The sequence below is a fragment of the Psychromonas arctica genome, assembly GCF_038155225.1.
GTDB lineage: Bacteria > Pseudomonadota > Gammaproteobacteria > Enterobacterales > Psychromonadaceae > Psychromonas > Psychromonas arctica_B.
The window spans coordinates 1-20,086 of the sequence record NZ_JBAKBA010000049.1 but is presented as its reverse complement, the minus strand read 5'-3'; the positions used below and the strand labels follow the sequence as shown (position 1 = coordinate 20,086).

Here is a 20,086-nt window from a genome sequence, read left to right as displayed (position 1 = left end):
AAAGACGAAAAAAAACGCTTTTGCGTTTAAGCATAAAGCGGTTTTCTTAATGTGGTCGGTGATAGATGGAGCGAATAAGCGACAGCTTAGTGTCTGAGCTATCTTTTCAACTAATATCGTACCTTCAGAGCCATAAACGAAAAAATCCGCTTAACTATTTCTAGCTAAGCGGATTATTCTTAATGTGGTCGGTGATAGAGGATTCGAACCTCTGACCCTCTGGTCCCAAACCAGATGCGCTACCAAGCTGCGCTAATCACCGAAATTGTTAATATCTAATTAGTCAGGGATTGTAATTAACTAATTGATATTATTGTTTAAATGGTGCGGAAAGAGAGACTTGAACTCTCACATCTTACGATACTAGAACCTAAATCTAGCGCGTCTACCAATTCCGCCACTTCCGCATCTATTTAAACTTTTACTCTTTTTAACTATAATCATTTTTAAAAAATGGGGCGAATGACGGGGTTTGAACCCGCGACAACCGGAATCACAATCCGGGGCTCTACCAACTGAGCTACATCCGCCACTGCACTTTTAAAAATGGTACGCCCTACAGGATTCGAACCTGTGGCCTACGGCTTAGAAGGCCGTTGCTCTATCCGGCTGAGCTAAGGGCGCAAAAGCTGGACTTATATCTTACAACGATTACTCATTGTTTTCAAAATGTGGTCGGTGATAGAGGATTCGAACCTCTGACCCTCTGGTCCCAAACCAGATGCGCTACCAAGCTGCGCTAATCACCGAGTATTTTAGGTTATTAAAGAATAATTTAAAAATATTCTAAAACCAAGGAAGATAACCGTAAAGCTTGTTAACTACCGAAACGTTGAAACACTTAATGCTTGTCAACGAGGCGAGATATTACTGAGTTGAGTGGACATCGTCAAACTTTATTTACATATATTTTGTTGCTTGCTGAATAATTAGTCGCATTGATTAATATTAATTCATATCTCGTTATTATTTGTTCTTCTTTGTTGTTTTTAATACGCATTTCTATGTTCAATAAAATGATATTTATTATATTAAACAAAATATGTACACAATTTGTTCTACAATTCAGATATAGTGAATTAGTTGTTGATTTAATATAAGAGATCAGCAAGTTAACTACTTTTATTAAGGAGTAAATTGTCCATGGCTTATCCCGATTTACCTAAAGAAAAACCTTATTCATGGCTTAATATCATTCTCATCGTAATTTGTGTTTCTATGTTCGGTTATAGTATTTTTTATTTCAGCTATCCCAATGCACACCATCGTCTAATGGAACGTTTAGGCGTTGCCAGTGATTTTAATTTCGATTTTCTCAAAAAATCCGAGATGGTAGATGAACCAGCTATCGACAATAACGTTATTGAAGAAAAGGTTGAGGTTATCCCAACGCCTATAATTGAGCCTTTATCTACTGCGCAGCCTGCTGAAGTTGTTGAAGTAATAGAAGAAGAGGAAAACCCACTACCTGTACTAGAAGAATCTGATGATCTTGTTCTGTCGAGTATCGAAGAATTTAGTGAAACGGCATTAGTACCAGGTAATTTATTACAAACTGGTTTAATAGCGAGCACGGTTGTTTTTATTGATAATTTTAGTCGTGGTGATTTTATTGCCAGCTTTAGTCCTTTGTTTCCATCTAAAGAACCTTTTAAAGTAAAAAGAAGCGATGGGAAAATTTATGTCTCGATATACAGTTATCAACGATACGACGATTACAGTAATTACATCGCTTCACTTGATAGTAAAAAGTTAGTATATGCATATAAAACATTTAAGCCGTTGATTGATGAGTCTTATGCTGAGATTTCACGTGAAGGGACTCAATTTGACAAGGTATTGAATGATGCGATTGAAATGGCATTGAGTGTGCCGGTTATTAATGGGCCGATTACCTTAAAGTCCCCTTCTGTTATGTATTTATTTAATAACCCTGCATTAGAGGAACTAAATGATGCACAAAAATTATTGTTAAGATTAGGGCCTGATAACTTAACTAAAGTCCAAGACAAGTTAAGAAGTATTCAAGCAGAGTTAGTTAAACAGAGTATGGAAAGTGACGAAGTTTATTCATCGTCTGCATTAGAAAAGACTGGTGAGCCCGCGTTATCAAGTCAAGAAGACTAAATTATTAAGCAATAAAATGCTGTTGATAAACCGTCAGTAAAAAAGCCACTATTAGTTGATATCTAATAGTGGCTTTTTTACTGAAGTAACCTAATTGAAGTAACCTAATAAAAGATCTAATAAGAAACGATTATTTATGGAATACGTTGCTTATCCAAACTGTTTGGTAAGGCGCTAATGTGATCATTTCTTGTTGCATATCTAACTCAATACCTGAAATTAGTTCGATCCAATTATCCGTCATGATTAAGTTTAAATCATGAATAGCTAATTCCATCTCATGATCAGTAATATTGCTAATACAAAAGATGCTCTGCTTTCTATCTTGGCTCTGTCTCCAGAAACCAAACATTTGTAAACCTAAATGTAAGGTAAACTGGGTTGCATTAGGATGGAAAGCGGGTTGCTTAATACGTATGTCAAGCAAGCCTTTAAGCGAGCTGAGTACAACCGCATGGTGATTCTCACTGTCGGCTAATTTACTTTGCAGCTCTTGGTACTCCCAACGATGACGGTTAATAGAACGGTTTTGTTGGGTGTTTGCTACTTTTTCATAATCATTCTGCGTGCCTAATAAACTATGAATATAAACACCTGGAATACCTTCCAATCCAAACATGATCGCATGTGCACATATAAAGCGTTGTAGCCCTAAGCTGTCTCTACCTTTGGTTGTGCCTTGTAACGCGTCATATAAGGCGATATTAATTTCATAAGGTTTGGGCTCTCCTGTTTCAGTGGTACGCCAAGAAACTTTACCACCGAACTCCTGCATTGCTTCCACTAAGCTATTTAGCTCGTAATCATTTAACAGCCCTTCTGCTGGTCTTAACCCAATCCCGTCATGAGAAGCGATGAAGTTAAAGTAGAAAGTACCATTTTGCGATGGCGGCATACTCATTAACCAACGTTTAAGGTACAAACAATTACCCGTCACTAGGCTGTTAATTAATAAAGGAGGTAATGAAAAGTTATAGATGGCATGTGCTTCGTTGGCATTACCAAAATAAGTGAGGTTTTGTGTATTTGGTATATTGGTTTCTGTGATGATAACCGCATCACTAACAGCATGCTCTAATAATGTTCTAAGTAAGCGCACCACTTCATGTGTTTCTGGCAAATTGATTGAGCTACTATTTAGTTTTTTCCATAAGAAAGCAACGGCATCAAATCGCAGTATTTTCACCCCCATGTCGAGATATAAACGAATGATTGAAACAAAGCTTTTTAATACTTCTGGGTTTCTAAAATCAAAGTCGACTTGGTCGTGACTGAAAGTACACCAAACATGCTGCGTGCCTTTACCGGTATCGGTTTCTCTTAATAGGTCTGAGGTTCTTGGTCTAACCACATCGGATAAATCATCATCTGGTGATGCGGTATAGAAAAAGTCATAGCCAATACCTTCGCCTTTAATGAAGTTATCAAACCAAGCACTTCTGCTAGAACAATGGTTAATGACCAAATCAGACATTAGTCGACGGTCTTTGGCTATGCTTTGGATCTCGTCCCAACCACCTAATGATTCATTCACACTTGAATAATCGATAACTGAGAAGCCATCATCTGAGCTATAAGGAAAGAATGGCAGGATATGAACGCTATTAATGCTATCGCCGATATGATTATCAAGAAAGTGCTTTAATGTTTCTAATGGCTTTTCATCGGGTTTGAGTAAGCTGTCACCGTAGGTGATCATTATGACATCTTTTTGTGACCAATGGTTTTGATAAGCAATAGGTGTATAGCAGTTTTCATCCAGTCTCATCAGTTTTATTAACTGGTCGCTGAGTTCTTCATAATCAATGGTTTGGTCGACGTCTTTGTAAATGAAGTTAAGCTGTTGTATTAATTTATTTTTTAGTACTAACAACTCGTTTTCTTCGGCATTCAATTCTGCCATAACATTCCCCTTATTAATTGCCAATCATTCACTTTCAGTTGAATAATTGGCAATACTTTCTATATACAATTCATTATTTACAATTCGTCGAATAGCTCGATAATTCTTTAAAAGAATGAGTATTTATTCACTAAACTCTTGATGGTCTAATTCAACCGCTTCTTTTAGTTGTTCTAATACATCTGGCATAGCACTAATTACGCGACTCCAAGAAGGAATAAATGGCGTGTCCATTGGTTTATCTAAGAAGATCTGCCCTGCCGTCATGACGTTTTCTGCAAACATTTCAATGGCTTTTTCTTCATTATGAATATCAAGGTTCAGACCATTCATCATGGCATCACCACGATACATTTCTAAGTAATCAAGCGCTATACGGTAATAAGTTGCTTTTAATGTACGGATGCTTTCAGTGCTGAATGTTTCACCTTGGGTCGCTAATTTACGGATAAATGCCTTAGTGATATCAACCGACATTTTCGATAAACCGCCATCGACATTATCTAACGATAGATCTTGGTGTTTATGGTCGTAAGCATCTGAAATATCTACCTGACAAGTACGGTTACTCGCATAGTTACGATGCATTTCAGACAGTACGCCAATTTCTAATCCCCAATCGCTTGGAATACGTAAGTCGGTTAATACATCTTTACGGAAAGAGAACTCGCCGGCTAACGGGTAAAGGAAGCTATCGATAAACTCAAGGTATTCGTTATGTCCTATGGTTTTTTTAAGTGCTTTAACCAACGGAGTAACGAGTAAGCGCGATACGCGGCCATTAATTTTGCCATCAGCGACACGAGAGTAAAAACCTTTACAGAATTCGTAGTTAAACCCAGGGTTAGCAACGGGATAAATTAAGCGCGCTAATAATGAACGATCATAAGTGACGATATCACAATCATGTAATGCCACTGATTCCGTTTTACCAGAGGCTAAGGTATAGCCCATGCAATACCAAACATTACGCCCTTTACCGAGCTCTTTCGGTGCTACGCCTAATGCTTGTAATTTAGCATCAAGTGCTTTTAATCGAGGGCCTTCATTCCAGAGTACACGGTGATGTTGAGGTAATTTTTTGAAGAATTTAAGGGCGTGGCGATATTGCTCTTCGCTTGCTCTGTCTAACCCGATAACGATTTCACTTAGGTAAGGCACTTCGCTAAGGTGGTCAACAATATCTGGGAAGGCATCCCCTTCTAATTCAGAAAAAAGAGAAGGTAAAATTAGGCCCATCGGACGCGTTTTTGAAAATGACTTTAACTCTTCTTCAAGGTTTTCATTACTGCGTTGTCTTAAATTATGCATTGTAGTCACAATGCCATTTTGATAAAAATCAGCCATTAGTAAGCTCCTTGATTCAATAAATTAATTTCGATGATAAAATTTCGTTTAAACATTCCGACCAACCAGCTGGTCCATATAGGCTGCTTTGAAAAACATGTTCTTTCCTTGTTAATTCAGGAAAGTCATGGACTGGTGAACGGACTTGTACCGCGATAGTTGCTTGTTCCAGCATCGCAATATCATTCTTACCATCACCTAAAGCGATGGTCACAATTTCATTAGGTTGAGAACTTAAATCGATAGACATTTGATTTTGCTTATACTGTTCAGTCAACCAAGCTTGTGCCTGACCTTTATCACAGTGTCCGCTAATGTGGAGGAAACGCCCGCCCTGTAAAACATTTGCTCCTAACTCAACCATGATGTTAGTGAATTGTTCTTGCTGCTCTTCGTTTCCTAGCCAATTTAAGGGTTCCCCGTATTGGCGTTGTTTAGATAATGCTGCATTTTCAAGACTTAAACCGGTGAGTTCAGCTAGTTGTTCTACTGACATATCAGAGAAACTTTGAAAGGCTTCTTTGAATGAATCTTCGTTGTTTTTTAATAAAGCTAACCAATGGTCTTTATTTGGACAAAAAGATTTAACCCAGAATCCATTTTCTAAGTGAGTACCATTTGGTTGTGTTGGAAAGTAATTAACAGGAATGTAAATGGCCGCGCCATTTTCAATAATAAAAGGAGAGTTTAAGTTAAGTTGCTGACGAATTAATTGAATTTCAGGAAGTGTTTTACTGCTGTTAGGTATTATCGCAATGTTGTTCTGCTTTAACCTAATTATCATTTCTGTTGCGTCATCAGTTTGATAAGTATAATGGTCCAATAATGTTCCATCTAAATCGGTAAACACCAATATTTTTTTATTCATCTATATTCCGTTTATTTGATGAGATACTTCGAGTTCTTTTACCTAGTTATGTCTATTTATAGCACACTATTTTGTACAAATTTAAATTATTTACTTTTGTTTTTAACGATTTAAAAAACTAAAGGTTATATCATTCATTACAATTTAATATTAATTCCGTGCTGTGTTTTAGTACCAATAAATATAAAAAATACATTATTTAAATTTTTATTAAGTGTAATAAATTTAGCTAATAAACAAAAAGTAAGTTTTTCTACAATACATTAATTACGCAAAAATTACACAATTTGTACTAATTTCCTACATTTTAAAGTATCACTTAATGATTTAGATGTAAAAAAGACTAAGCAACATCCAGCTAAAAACACAGAGGCATCACTTAGTCTTTTAAGGCTGAGGCTATAAAAGGTGAAGGATTTATTGAACTCATTTATATCAAAAAATAAATTAAAAAGAATAAACTCGTACTTGATATCACCGTGGCACTGACTAATTCATTGATATTAAATAAACGCTTAATTGTCATTGGTTGAATAATTGATTTGTTCATTTTAATCCCCTTACAGTGAGTAGTCTGTAGTAGACACTAATGCCCATATGTTAATTATTGATGACACTTGAGCACTTTCTATTATTGTGTCATCCACCTCTTTTTTATTGTTCACTTGTTCATCTGAGTTGAGTTGTTCGGTGTTTGTTCTTAATTGTTCATTTGACTCAAGTATTGTCGTTTCATCTACTGTTTTTGTCGTATTTTGATTTGACTTAGATTTACTAAATATAGGTTTACTAAATTTAGGCTCACTTAAATTAGGATTGTCTGAATTAGAACGACTTAAGTTAGCTTCAGAATTATCCTGCTGACCAAAACCTAAGTTAATTTCATCTAACAGTAAGTCTGTATTCACTTGTACGGTATCAGGATCGTTAACGTGCATATTAATAGGTGTATTTTTCTGCTCATGACTTGTTACTTTTTCTTGCTGTTTAGCTAACAAGTTTGTTTGCTTTTCCTGTTTTCTTTGCTCCTCTAGCTTCATTTGCACAATTCGCGCAACACGTCTTTGTTCGATTTTCTCATTACGCTTTTGAACAGTAATTGCTAGTTTTTGTGTTTCTGGTTTGTATTCCATAACACGCACTTTTCTTAATCCATAGTTATAGGTACTGTTATCTAGTTTCATCGCTTCGTACTCACCTAAAGTTAATAGGGTGAGCTGTTCTTCTGAGACGCCTTGTTTCACTAGAAAATCAGCCACCTTTTTTGCACGCTCTTTAGCCAACTTTAGGTTGTAAGTTGCACTGCCTGATTTATCTGTGTGCCCTACTACTTGCCACTTTTTATTAGTTGTTTGCGATTTAATGTGATCAGCTACTGAGACCAACTCCAACTTATATTCAGGCGCAATCACTGAAGAAGATAGAGCGAAATATACATCTGCTACGTCATTTTTATTTTCTTGTAATGCATTGATATTATTGTCTGTGTTTAATTGATTAACCTCAGACGAGATTTGTGCAGACTGCACTTGCTCTGTTAATAGATTTTGCTCTGCAATCGCAGCTTGATCATTAACATCTATTGTTAACAGACTATCGTCTTGAGTACGTTTAAAGAAAGCGGCATTATTACTTTCATCATCAAGACTATTATGATTTGCTTTTACCGGTACCGTATAACGACTCAAGTGCTCAGAAAATTTCATTGCTTCTTTATTAGAACGGTAATCTTCCAATAACAACAACCCTCCCGTTAAAGTAGAAAGCGCAACGACACCAACAATAGTGTTTTTAAGATGAGATGATTTTTTTGATGGTCGAGTATTCATAATGTTTATCCCTTTTGAGATTAATAATGCAACTTCGGCTGCTGTTTAGATGTCAGTATTACAACAAACCTAAATGGCAAAATTAGGGAGCAAAAAAGGCAAACTAATGATCAATTATGTTCAAATAATGGCAATGGGGTTATTTGATTGTTTTTACGCTCCACCAGCGCCACAATGAATCACTAAAATAAGTAAATGAACCAATAAACAGGAATGAAAGCGAACATGAAACGTATTGCAATTATTGAAGATGACCAAAGTATCCGAGAAAACTATACCGATCTTATGACGCGTTATGGTTATCAAGTAGAGGGTTACGAAGGTAGAGAGCAAGCAATGCAGGCATTCACAATCCGTTTACCTGATTTAGCGATTATTGATGTTGGTTTAGGCCATGAATATGATGGGGGCTTTTTATTGTGTCAGCAATTACGTCAATTATCGGCCACGATTCCTATTATATTTCTCACCGCTCGTGATAATGATTTTGATAGTATTTCAGGATTGCGTTTAGGCGCAGACGACTATTTAAGTAAAGAAATTGGTTTAGAACATTTAATGGTACGAATTAGTGCCCTATTTAGACGTACAGAATTAAGTCAATCAATCCAAACTACAGAATCTTCTGTTTTAACACGTGGTGCTTTAACCATTGATAATGACAAAATGCAAATTAGCTGGAATAAGCAACTGCTTGAAGTGACTATTACTGAGTTTTGGATCATTCATGCGTTAGCCAATAAGTCAGGTGTCGTCAGAAGTCGTCAACAATTAATGACCGATGCCAATATGGTGGTCGATGACAATACCATCACTTCCCATATCAAACGTATCCGCAAAAAATTTATACACATAGACTCCGCGTTTGATGAAATAACCGCTATTTATGGTATGGGCTATCGTTGGGATATTTCCCCAGAGGCACAAGCGTAATGAGGTTTAAGTGGGGGCTGCGTAGTAAGTTATTAACACTCAGTAGCTTATTGTTATTGCTGCCTTGGTTTGCCTATCAATTTGTAATTGAGATGGAAAACTTCTTACGTTTAGGTCAACAACAAACCTTGCTCGGTACAACCAGCGCAGTAGCAACTGCCTTGCATGAACGCCCTAGTTTATTTAATGAAGATGACACACCAATAGCTGATTTTAAGAAAGGTCATGATCTTTATGTTTACGATTTAAAAGATCCTATTTTACTTGATGGTAATATAAAGGATTGGACGGCGATTAAGACGCTTAACAACAGTTACTCAAATGCCATTCACTCAAATACCACCAGCGAAACTACTCAACATAATCAGGATGATGTACGTTTCAATCAATGGCTAGGTAAGCAAGGCGGTTATTTATATGCCTATTTTGAAGTGTTTAACCCTCAACCCGTTAAGCGTGAAAGTATTAGCTCATCCATAACGGACAACGATCATCTTATTATTGCCATGAGTTCTCCTCAAGGTGAGTTACAACGTTATATTATTTCCGTCGCTGAAGACGGTTGGTTCAATGGTTATCGATATCCTCAACACAGTATTTATGCCACAAACGTAACGCGTGAAAAATCCATACAAGGTATTTGGAAGTCCACTCCACAAGGCTATAACATCGAACTACGTCTCCCTCTGTCATTACTAGGCAATAAGTTAGGATTTCAATTAAATACGAGTTCGACTATCAACAGCGGTAATATTGATAACAGTATCAGCACTTCTAATCTATTAGACATCAATAAACTCGGCAGTGTGTTAATCCCTTCTCCTGAAATTGAGAACATATTATTAGCCATGAGCCATACCCGTTCTCGATTGTGGGTGGTAGATAGGCAGCAACGCGTGATAGCAAAAACCGGAGATATTCACCAAGCGACCGGCACCTGGCCTAGCGATTATTACTCTGATGGTAATAATTCGACTGAAAACTATAATGGGGCTGAAAAAAACAAGATCTCTAATGGTTACGGTGCTAACAAAGACGATGCTAATAACGACGATACTAACAACAACGTGTCGAGCAGTTCTAGATCCAATACAGATGAAGGAATAAATGAACCTTCAAGCTTTTGGTCAACGATCGAATCATTAATATTATCGCCACTTTATGATTTGCTCTTAGATAAACCCGACAACAGTTTTATAGATGCACAAAAAAACGCTACACAACTCGATTATGAATTAATTGATGAGGCTCTCACAGGCAAAGCAGCCACACAATGGCGGTTAAACTCCGATCAAAAAGTGTCGATTTTGAGTGCTGCACATCCCATCTTCATTAACGGTAAAGTCGTTGGTGTTGTACTTGCAGAAGAAACAAATCACGGGATTTTAACTTTACGAAATCAAGCTTTAGAGAAAATGTTTAATGTGTTGATTGCTATCATTTTCATTGCAGGTATTTTACTATTTTTGTTTATTTCTACCGTGGTAAAACGCATTCGGCTATTACGCGATCAAAGCGAACATATCCTCGATAACAATGGGCGTTTAAATGGAGAGTTCAAACCAAGCCAACACAGTGATGAAATTGGAGATTTATCACGTAGCATGGCAGATATGGTAAAACGATTAGGCCAATACCATCATTATGTTGAGCAATTGTCAGCACGCTTATCTCATGAATTGCGCACACCCGTTGCTGTGGTCAGATCTTCTCTTGAGAATTTAGCGTTATTACCTGCAAACGATGAACAACAAAAGTACATACAGCGCTCTCAACAGGGAATCATCCGACTTAATAAAATACTGACCAGTATGAGTGAAGCGAGCCGGATTGAACAAAGTTTAGAACAAGGTGAAAAACAAACTATCGACCTAAAAATGCTGATTAATAGCTGTTTACAGGGTTATGACATGATTTATAAACAATCAAACTTCATTGAGGATTTAGGAGAAGATAGTTTATTGGTAAATGCCGATCCCGACTTTTTGGTACAATTGTTAGATAAAATCATCCATAACGCCGTTGAATTTTCCTCTGATGGTAAAGCAATAAGTGTCAGCTTAACTAAAAAAGACAGCGCTGCGGTGTTAACCATTGAAAATACAGGTCCGTTATTAGCGACAGATCAACAACAAGACTTATTCCAATCAATGGTGTCTATCAGACCTTCATCGCAACAGCATGATACACATTTAGGCTTAGGTTTATACATTGCGAAGATGATTTGTGATTACCATCAAGCCACGCTTTCGATTGACAATAATCATCAATTAACCGGAGTGATCGTCACTATTCGCTTTCCCTTATTGGCGCTATAAATTAAGATGTTTGGTTAAATAGACTGATTACATTATAAAGCTAGATATTTACATAGCTAACACTATATCAATACAGGATTTTCAATGCGCGTATTCGCTACCTCAGATGAAGCTCAATTTGCATTAACTCAACTCAGTAAAGTACAATTTTATTTTGTAGAAAAATTAGAAAAACTATCCACTGGCACCAGTTTTAAAAGTGTGGAATGGCTACGCGATAACGGCTCTCATGGTGGTGGTAAGCGATTTGAAGCGAGCACTAATACCATATTTAACCGAGCGTCAGTCAATGTATCGCAAGTACAATATGAAGATAGACCTGACAAAGCTTTTCTATCTGCTACTGCATTATCAACAATTATCCACCCTCAACATCCATTAGCTCCTTCAATACATATTCATGTTAGTTGGACAGAACTTAAAAACGGCAAGCAATTCTGGCGCTTAATGGCAGATTTAAATCCAGCAGTTGAAGACACAAACGATAATGTTTTATTTAATGATATGTTGAAAAAAGTCAGTGGCGAGTGGTTTGATAGCGGGATAGAGCAAGGCGATCAATATTTTTATATTCCTGCCTTAAATAAACATCGTGGTGTGAGCCACTTTTATTTGGAAGGGTTTACTGGGAACGAACAAACACCCAAAGCCTTTTCTATTGATTTCGCCACTGAAGTGATTGACTGCTATATCGCATTGCTAGAGGAGAAATTTAGTCGTTTAGCACCCCCTTCTGATAGTGAATTACAACAACAACTTGATTACCATACGTTGTATTTTTACCAGGTATTAACCTTAGACAAAGGCACTACTGCAGGCTTATTAATACATAATCAAAATGATGTCGGTACACTAGGCTCTTTACCTGCTTATATAAACCGAGACTTGTTAGCAAGTTGGATAGCGCTATCCGATGAAGCACAACAACCATTAGTTCAAGCATTAGTTGATCTTCTCCCTAAACAAAAAAGCGTACACGTCACACCTGAAATAAAAGCAAATATCGCATTAGCTATTCGCCAACATTACGCAACCTTGAAGTAATCACTCTTTAACAAGCAATGATGCGTTGGTGTTAAGCCTTTGACTTTGGGCCGCTGGCTTTAGCCTGCATTTTTTATGTGTTGACTTTAGATCCTTTGACTACGGGAAACTAACTTTAGTCTGCATTTTTTGTGTGTTGACTTTAGATCTTTTGACTACGGGAAATTAACTTTAGCCTGCAGATTTTTGTGTGTTGATGTTTGTTCCTAAAAAGACAAAAAACATAAACCCTAACACCAAAAACTCTGCAAGCTAAAAACAGGATTCGCAGAGTTCCTCCACTCATGACACTAGGCTATAGCCTAATTCGCCATGCTCCTCAGATCAAAAGAGCTTATTCATATGTTATATTCAGTAAAAGCCTACAAACTAAAAACAGGACTCGCAGAGCTCTTCCACTCATGACACTAGGCTATAGCTTAATTCGCCATGTGCCCCAAATAAAAATCAACATAATAATACCAATCACACTAATTAAGTTATCTATTTTACTTGTTAAAATAACTTATTTAATGTAATCGGTATAAAAAGCGGTGAGCTAAAAACATTTTGTTAATTAACTTCAGACAAACTCTTTCCTTTACATAACATTTTATAAAATATCCCCTCTTACACTTCGTCTTTTACGGCACGACTTTATCTACATTCCCCCTATATCCGCAACAACCTTAACTAGGCCTTTACTTACCCTTTTGATACTTCTAAAATCGGTGCAATTCTTTTCCCCCTTTATTATGCGGAGCACTTTATGAGCAGCAAACTAACTATTACTCGTCCAGACGATTGGCATGTACATTTACGCGATGGTGAAGTGTTGAAAGATACCGTGCGTGATACCAGTCGTTATATGGGTAGAGCCATTGTGATGCCTAATTTAGTGCCACCAGTCATGACGACTGAAAGCGCATTAGCATACCGTGAACGTATTTTGGCAGAAAAACCAACAGCCACATTTACACCATTAATGGTTATCTACTTAACGGATAATACAAGTGCGGAAGATATCAAAAAAGCCAAGGCATCTGGCCACGTTTATGCAGCAAAACTTTACCCTGCTGGTGCAACCACCAATTCAGATTCAGGTGTAACAAACGTAGATAATATCAAAGCGGCATTACAAGCGATGCAAGAAGTGAATATGCCATTACTAGTACACGGTGAAGTGACCTCACATGATGTAGATATCTTTGACCGTGAAGAAGTTTTCTTGAAAGAAGTATTAGCACCGATTGTGGCTGATTACCCAAACCTTAAAATCGTACTTGAGCATATAACTACCGCAAACGCAGTGGATTTTGTAAATAAAGCAAGTGATAACGTGGGTGCAACCATTACAGCCCATCACCTAATGTTTAACCGTAACCATATGTTAGTAGGTGGTATTAAACCTCATTTCTATTGCTTACCTATTCTAAAACGAAATACGCATCAAACAGCATTAGTAAAAGCGGCAACAAGCGGAAGTAAAAAGTTCTTTTTAGGGACCGACTCTGCACCACATTCAATTGGCGCTAAAGAATCAGCTTGTGGATGTGCTGGTTCATATACTGCCTTTGCAGCATTAGAATTATATGCAGAAGTCTTTGAAGCAGAAAACGCATTAGATAAATTAGAAGGTTTTGCTAGCTTTAATGGTCCTGATTTTTATGAATTACCACGTAACACAGATACTGTTACTTTAGAAAAACAATCTTGGACAGTACCTGAAACATTAGTTTTTGGTAATGATGTTGTTGTACCTATCAAGGCAAACGAAGAGATGACTTGGAAAGTAGTTTAAATTAATAAGTCGTTAATAATAGTAACTAATTATTGTAACTAATTATTAATACTAACCACTGTTAAACCGTTTCATACTTTTTATTAAATAATACTGCCAATAAAAAAGGGTCATATTACATAATGTAATATGACCCTTTTTATATCTAACCATCTTTTTTTACTTAAAGAGCGTAGTAAATAGCCGGATTATTTATCTTCAAATAATGGCATTTTCTTTAAATAAGTCGTTAACAGTACAATACGTACTCCGTTAACACGCCCTTCAATGTGTTCAGGGTTATCAGTTAATGAAATATTACGTACTGGCGTGCCACGCTTAGCCGTAAAGTTACCACCTTTCACTTCTAAATCTTTAATTAGCGTAACGTTATCACCCGCTAATAAAACCACACCGTTAGAATCACGAGTTGGTGCAACCGCTTCTATTTCATCTGCAGCAACCCCATATTCAGCCCATGCTTTTTGTTCGTCTTCCATGTACATCATATCTAATAAGTCTTGAGCCCAAACTTCACCCGCTTTACTTAATCGTGTTAATAAACGAAAAGCAGTGACTTGTACGGCAGGCACTTGACTCCACATACTATCGTTGAGACAACGCCAATGGTTATTATCCATCTCTACTGTTTTTTCAATTTGAGGGAAACAAGTAGAACACACTAATACTGATTTATCTGAATTAGGTTCTTTAACAGGTGGCACTTCAAAAATAGACAGTTCATTGGTAGATGAACATAATTCACAGCATCCGTTACTACGTTCTGTTAAAGCGGCATTGATCGGCATAATATGACCTTATAGTTAGTAGGGTAAATAAAGGGCGCTATTATGCACCCTTTTAACCACAATAAAAACCATGAAATAGTAGGCTTATTATTAATAGCAATTAATCACAAATATCATTCGGTCCACCAGCGACTTGCCAATCAACCGCGGCTAATATCGAATAAAAATCACCTTCTTCAAAATAGTCTTGTTCTAATGACGATAATATTACTCCGCCTGCAAATGACTGTGCATATTCAGTTTTATCATTAACCGTTGGAACGCCGTTATAGTTAATATCATCAAACCGATTACCATCTTCATCTTCAACGTTAACGGCTTCATCAACACAGACATTATCAAGGTCATCATCAGCTATTTCACGAAAACTTAATGCACCGTCGCCATCTGAATACAATGGAATAGCTAATACTAGCTTATTCTTTACTACACAACGATCTGTCCAATACTCTATTGCGTCTTCAGCATCTTCTAGAGACGAGTGTAAGTCGTCATTGTCTGTTGTATTTAATGCCATCACATTAATAAAATCTGGGTAATCTAGCGTATCATCTTGAACACCATCATCTGTTGCATCATCATCTTGGCCTGTATCAACAACAAAACTAAACAGTACGCCTTGATCTTCCGCTACCTCAGAAATCTCTTTAACGAGATCTTCAAAAAGGTCACCTTCATCATCATTTTCGGGAAATTGCCAATTAATATCAACACCATCTAAATCGTATTCTTTAATCAGGTCTTCAACATTATCAGCAAAGTTATCTAAAGCAGCATCGCTCGCCGCAATCGCATTAAAAGCAGAGTCACTTGAATTACCGAAAGAAACCATTGCAAAGACACCTACATTTTGTGCCAATTCAATCATCTCTTCAAATTCATCTAAATCGTCACCTGTTGGTAAAATCAAATCACCATCAGATTCCACACCTATTTTGCTATAGATAATATGAGTAAGCATGCCGAAATCTATATCATCAAGTGTTTCTTCATCGCTAACAGACCAATAAGCAATTTGCTTGAAATTAACTGTTGTAACATCTTCTCCACATGCAGTTTCATCTGTGCCATCAATAATATCTTCTATTATGTCATCAACTTGGTTATCACAAGCAGTTAAAGTGAACAATGGAATACATATTAATAGTGCTTTTATTAATTTATTTGAGCTTATAATTTTAGTCACGAAGCGTCCTATTCTTATTCATTTTAGGTATGGTCGATAATATCACTTACCTTAAGTGGTCAAGCAAGTTAAAATGGTAAATTAACTCTATATAAATTACCAAATTAGGCAAAAGCTATGAATGAAGCATTAATAATTGCAGATAAACCCTTAATTTTACATCGTCACCCGCGTCGTAAGAATGAAACATTACAAGCGTGGGATTCAGCAGATGAATACCTGATCAATCATTTCAATGAAAATGAACTTGGTAAATACGTTGCTGAAGATGGGCAGTTATTAATCATCAATGATGGTTTCGGTGCATTAAGTTGTTATTTTAATGACATTGAAAGAACCGTTGTTTCGGATTCTTTCTTATCAGTTAGTTCAATTAAACTGAATATGCAACGCAACCATTGCACTCCTGAGACACTATTAATTCAAGATAGTTTGCAAGAATTACCAACTAATGCAAAAGTTGTGTTAATTAAAGTGCCTAAAACATTGGCATTTTTAGAATATCAACTACAACAATTAAGTGCTGTTATCGATAAAGATACGATTATTGTTGCAGCAGGTAAAGTCGATGCTATCCATAAATCTACATTAGCTTTATTTGAAAAATATATCGGTACGACTAAAACATCATTAGCGAAGAAAAAATCACGCTTAATATTTAGCTTGCCTGATCAAAACGAAATCCCAGAAACTGAAGTAGCTATTACTTGGGAAATAGAGCGTCTAGAATGGAAAATCCATAACCATGCAAATGTATTCTCTCGTAATCATTTAGATATTGGCGGTCGTTATTTAATGGATAACTTACCTGAAGGCGACTTTACTAAAGTAGTTGATTTAGGTTGTGGTAATGGCGTTGTGGGCATGGCAGCGGCTGAAGCTTACCCTGAAGCGCAAATTACCTTTATCGATGAGTCATACATGGCGGTTGATTCAGCACGTATCAACATGTTGAAAAACTTCGAAGAAGAACGTTCTGATAATACACGTTTTGTTGTTAATAATGGTCTAGTAGGTTTCAAAGCACGCAGCTATGATCTTATTTTATGTAACCCTCCTTTCCATCAACAACATACCATCACTGACCATATCGCATGGAGCATGTTTAACGACGCGCATTTTTGTTTAGCGATAAACGGTGAGTTGGTTATTGTTGGTAATCGCCATTTAGACTACCAAGACAAGTTAGATCGTATTTTTGGTAATTGTGAACTGATTGCTGAAAACAAAAAGTTTGTTGTCTTACGTGCAGTAAAATACGATTAATCTTGTCGTAATAAACAGCCGTTGTAACCTGTCTTTATAAAATAAAAAGGCTGTACTCGTTTTAGTGCAGCCTTTTTTAATTCACTCTTATCTCACACTACTTATCATCTGAATCCAAATAATAAAAATTAATTAAGTAAGTACATTCAGTTAATATTCCGCGATTAGATCAGAAGCTTAACTTCGAGTTACTACTTTTCCACACGTATACATTTCACCATAAGAGGTAGATTTAACTTTAAGTGTTGTTTGCGTTAATGCCATTATTGTTCCTGATTCATTAACCGTCGCTGGTAAAATCTTTTTTAAATTTAAAAGTGCTTCTAATTCAGGATGACTTACATTTTTAAAATTAACATCTTTAGATTTAATATTAAGCTCATTCCCCTTAAGCACCCAAGTAGAATTATCAGTCACACTGTACTTAAGTTCAGGCATACCATTAATTTTAAAAAACAAATAACCACTGCCATTAGATTGACCATTAGCTAGATAATTAATTTTATAATTTACCTTAATCGACATTTTAGTATTGGGCTCTTCTACTTCATGCTGACATAACCAAGTACCATATAAGTTCTTTTCAGTAATTGATGATGTTGTTGGATTAGATGGCGCCGTTGTTACTTCTGCAGCAACGCTCGGTATTGCATAAATAAACATTAATGCAGGCAGTACTTTAACTAAGTTCATGTTTAACCTTATAACAAACGGAATAAAAAATAAGTGTTAGGTTTAAAACCTTGAGCATTAAACCTCTACAACCCTTAGTCAACATTCTAAACAAATAAATCCTTTTCTCTTATAAAAATTATTTTTATTTAACCATTATAAAAATGAGTTAGAGCTGATGCCATATAAAAGACACTACTCCTTGATTGAAAGCGTATTTCATTAATCGTATTTAAGGAGCTCATTTTAACTATTTTTATTTAAAATAAGAAAATTGACTAAAGTCGAGCCTCGACGTATTAAAGCAGACATAAATAACAGCTATAAAAAAACCTCACTCAAAGCGAGGCTAAATCATAAAGCGATTGGGTAAGCTAATCATTAACCCGTCATATTTATGATAGATTAAAGTTGACCTTGACGGCGTAAACTTAAACCGATAATTGCAAGTCCTAGTATCAATAGCGTACTTGGTTCTGGCACTTGTACTGTTAAAGTAGAAGTACCAACTCTAACACTAGTAAATGGGCCTGAATAAACTAACACATCTAATAAGCCATTACTATTAAGAGCGGCTAATGCATTGACTTCAAGATCGCCTATATAGCCGCTGCCTAACGTAATTGCACCCGAATCAAAATCAAACTCATCAATTTGAAATAACAGTGTCTCCCAGAAACTAAGGTTGTTAACTTGAATGGCTAAATTTGCACTTGTTGCACTACCGAATGTAAATCCATCATCTGTAATATCATGTTGATAAGAAATTGAGTTTCCAAAGCCACTAAGCGCTTGATCTTGATAGACTACATCTACAATAGTACCCGCAAAAGAGCTTGTGCTAAACAACAAACCTAATACCAATCCTATTTTTTTAATATTTGAAAATTTAAATATGTCCATATTCCACCTCTATCCTATTCAATGTAAGAAATAAAAAGCTTAATAAAATTAAATCATAAAATATAAAAATATTAATGATTAGCATGTATGATTTTGCATCAAGCGTGCCACTATATTTTTGTTTTGTTTAACAGTTAGATAGAATATGAAAGAGCAATAAGATGAAAATATTGTAAAAAACATCAACACATTGAGAATTTATTATCTTAAGTTAAATCGACTTTAAAGAAGAAGTTGTCGCTTTCTTATGAGCACAATAGTTATGTAAATGACCTAAACTTTAAAAGTCATTTTAATATATATAAAGAAATGTTTTAAAAAATAAAAATAGGTATAAATTTACTTATAATAAAATAGTCTTAACTTAAAACACATAATTCGAGATACAAAAATAAAAAAAGTAAATAATAACCAGATAATAATGCATAGTATTTCGACATATCTTATCTGCTTTATAACGTTGATTACGATCTCCATGACTATCGAATCCAATTTTAGCTAGCCATTAAGTCATTTTCACGCCAGCATCTCTTCATTTTTAAAAGCATGAGACATCAATTGATTGTCGAAAATTGTATCGGGACACTAGCTTTAGCCTACAGTTTTTTTGTTAATTTTGGCTATGTTGATTGATTATGATCCTTTGCCTTCGGGCGTTGGCTTTAGCCTGCAGGGGTTGTGTGTCGATACTGATCTTTTGACTTTGGGGCGCTGGCTTCAGCCTGCAATTTTTGTGTGTTGAATTTGATCCTTTGACCTTGGGCCGCTGACTTTAGTCTGCAGGTTTTTATGTTGGTTTTATGATGAAAAATAAAAACGACACATAACCCAACACCAAAACCTCTGCAAGCTGAAAACAGGACTCGCAGAGCTCCTCCGCTCATGACACTAGGCTTTGCCTAATTCGCCATGCGCCCCAGATCAAAAGATAAACACCCTCAATCAAGAATCTAAAGCAGTAATTCATTCCTTTTCGGGGCGCTGGCTTCAGCCTGCAGGCGGTTGTGTGTTGACTTTATATTCGAAACCAAAATGACAACCCCCAACACAAAAAAACCTGCAAGCTAAAAACAGGACTCGCAGAGCTCCTCCGCTCATGACACTAGGCTTTGCCTAATTCGC

Annotated in this window: 14 protein-coding genes and 5 tRNA genes; 6 read left to right on the top strand and 13 right to left on the bottom strand. The window is 36.3% G+C overall.

The window, feature by feature from the left end; all coding sequences use genetic code 11:
• Window positions 1–185: 185 nt before the first annotated feature.
• The 5 genes from V6255_RS15950 to V6255_RS15930 form a co-directional block, all read right to left on the bottom strand.
• A tRNA-Pro gene (locus tag V6255_RS15950) sits at window positions 186–262 on the bottom strand.
• A gap of 60 nt (window positions 263–322) precedes the next feature.
• A tRNA-Leu gene (locus V6255_RS15945) sits at window positions 323–407 on the bottom strand.
• Window positions 408–454: 47 nt separating this feature from the next.
• Window positions 455–530 (bottom strand) — tRNA-His (locus tag V6255_RS15940).
• 17 nt (window positions 531–547) lie between these two features.
• Window positions 548–624, bottom strand: a tRNA-Arg gene (locus V6255_RS15935).
• A 48-nt stretch (window positions 625–672) separates the two neighbouring features.
• A tRNA-Pro gene (locus V6255_RS15930) sits at window positions 673–749 on the bottom strand.
• Window positions 750–1,143: 394 nt separating this feature from the next.
• On the opposite strand from V6255_RS15930, the gene V6255_RS15925 reads away from it, so the two are divergent.
• Window positions 1,144–2,127: a DUF3014 domain-containing protein gene (locus V6255_RS15925; RefSeq protein WP_341629041.1), complete on the top strand. Its 984-nt coding sequence runs from the start codon at window positions 1,144–1,146 to the stop codon at window positions 2,125–2,127.
• Between the two features lie 130 nt (window positions 2,128–2,257).
• Here V6255_RS15925 and V6255_RS15920 read toward each other — a convergent pair whose 3' ends face one another.
• The 4 genes from V6255_RS15920 to V6255_RS15905 all read right to left on the bottom strand — a co-directional run bounded on the left by V6255_RS15920 (window position 2,258) and on the right by V6255_RS15905 (window position 8,074).
• Window positions 2,258–4,030, bottom strand: coding sequence for a sugar phosphorylase (locus V6255_RS15920; RefSeq protein ID WP_341629040.1), 1,773 nt, complete (start codon window positions 4,028–4,030; stop codon window positions 2,258–2,260).
• A 123-nt stretch (window positions 4,031–4,153) separates the two neighbouring features.
• Complete coding sequence (locus tag V6255_RS15915; RefSeq protein ID WP_341629039.1) at window positions 4,154–5,377, bottom strand: glycosyl transferase; 1,224 nt, start codon at window positions 5,375–5,377, stop codon at window positions 4,154–4,156.
• Window positions 5,378–5,393: 16 nt separating this feature from the next.
• Window positions 5,394–6,245, bottom strand: a complete 852-nt coding sequence (locus V6255_RS15910) for an HAD-IIB family hydrolase (protein WP_341629038.1) — start codon at window positions 6,243–6,245, stop codon at window positions 5,394–5,396.
• Window positions 6,246–6,805: 560 nt separating this feature from the next.
• Window positions 6,806–8,074: an OmpA family protein gene (locus V6255_RS15905; protein WP_341629037.1), complete on the bottom strand. Its 1,269-nt coding sequence runs from the start codon at window positions 8,072–8,074 to the stop codon at window positions 6,806–6,808.
• A gap of 225 nt (window positions 8,075–8,299) precedes the next feature.
• Between V6255_RS15905 and pdsR the strand changes: the two genes are divergently transcribed.
• From pdsR to pyrC, 4 genes are all read left to right on the top strand, one after another.
• Complete coding sequence (gene pdsR, locus V6255_RS15900; RefSeq protein ID WP_341629036.1) at window positions 8,300–9,007, top strand: proteobacterial dedicated sortase system response regulator; 708 nt, start codon at window positions 8,300–8,302, stop codon at window positions 9,005–9,007.
• Window positions 9,007–11,325, top strand: coding sequence for an ATP-binding protein (locus V6255_RS15895; protein ID WP_341629035.1), 2,319 nt, complete (start codon window positions 9,007–9,009; stop codon window positions 11,323–11,325). Before pdsR ends, V6255_RS15895 begins: the two co-directional genes overlap by 1 nt.
• An 84-nt stretch (window positions 11,326–11,409) precedes the next feature.
• Entirely contained in the window at window positions 11,410–12,369 is a 960-nt protein-coding gene (locus V6255_RS15890) for a coproporphyrinogen III oxidase (RefSeq protein ID WP_341629034.1), read from the top strand.
• 748 nt (window positions 12,370–13,117) lie between these two features.
• Complete coding sequence (gene pyrC, locus V6255_RS15885; protein WP_341629033.1) at window positions 13,118–14,149, top strand: dihydroorotase; 1,032 nt, start codon at window positions 13,118–13,120, stop codon at window positions 14,147–14,149.
• 188 nt (window positions 14,150–14,337) lie between these two features.
• Here pyrC and V6255_RS15880 read toward each other — a convergent pair whose 3' ends face one another.
• Together V6255_RS15880 and V6255_RS15875 are read right to left on the bottom strand one after the other, a co-directional pair.
• Window positions 14,338–14,937, bottom strand: a complete 600-nt coding sequence (locus V6255_RS15880) for a PhnA domain-containing protein (RefSeq protein WP_341629032.1) — start codon at window positions 14,935–14,937, stop codon at window positions 14,338–14,340.
• Between the two features lie 100 nt (window positions 14,938–15,037).
• Entirely contained in the window at window positions 15,038–16,123 is a 1,086-nt protein-coding gene (locus tag V6255_RS15875) for a glycoside hydrolase family 18 protein (protein WP_341629031.1), read from the bottom strand.
• A gap of 117 nt (window positions 16,124–16,240) precedes the next feature.
• Here V6255_RS15875 and V6255_RS15870 point away from each other — a divergent pair, with 117 nt between their 5' ends.
• Complete coding sequence (locus V6255_RS15870) at window positions 16,241–17,389, top strand: methyltransferase (RefSeq protein ID WP_341629030.1); 1,149 nt, start codon at window positions 16,241–16,243, stop codon at window positions 17,387–17,389.
• A 177-nt stretch (window positions 17,390–17,566) separates the two neighbouring features.
• Here the strand turns inward: V6255_RS15870 and V6255_RS15865 are convergent, their stop codons facing one another.
• Both V6255_RS15865 and V6255_RS15860 read right to left on the bottom strand, forming a co-directional pair.
• On the bottom strand, window positions 17,567–18,082 hold the full coding sequence (locus V6255_RS15865; RefSeq protein ID WP_341629029.1) for a hypothetical protein: 516 nt from the start codon (window positions 18,080–18,082) through the stop codon (window positions 17,567–17,569).
• A 384-nt stretch (window positions 18,083–18,466) separates the two neighbouring features.
• Window positions 18,467–18,964 (bottom strand): PEP-CTERM sorting domain-containing protein, encoded by a 498-nt coding sequence (locus V6255_RS15860; protein WP_341629028.1) that lies wholly within the window; start codon window positions 18,962–18,964, stop codon window positions 18,467–18,469.
• Window positions 18,965–20,086: the final 1,122 nt, after the last annotated feature.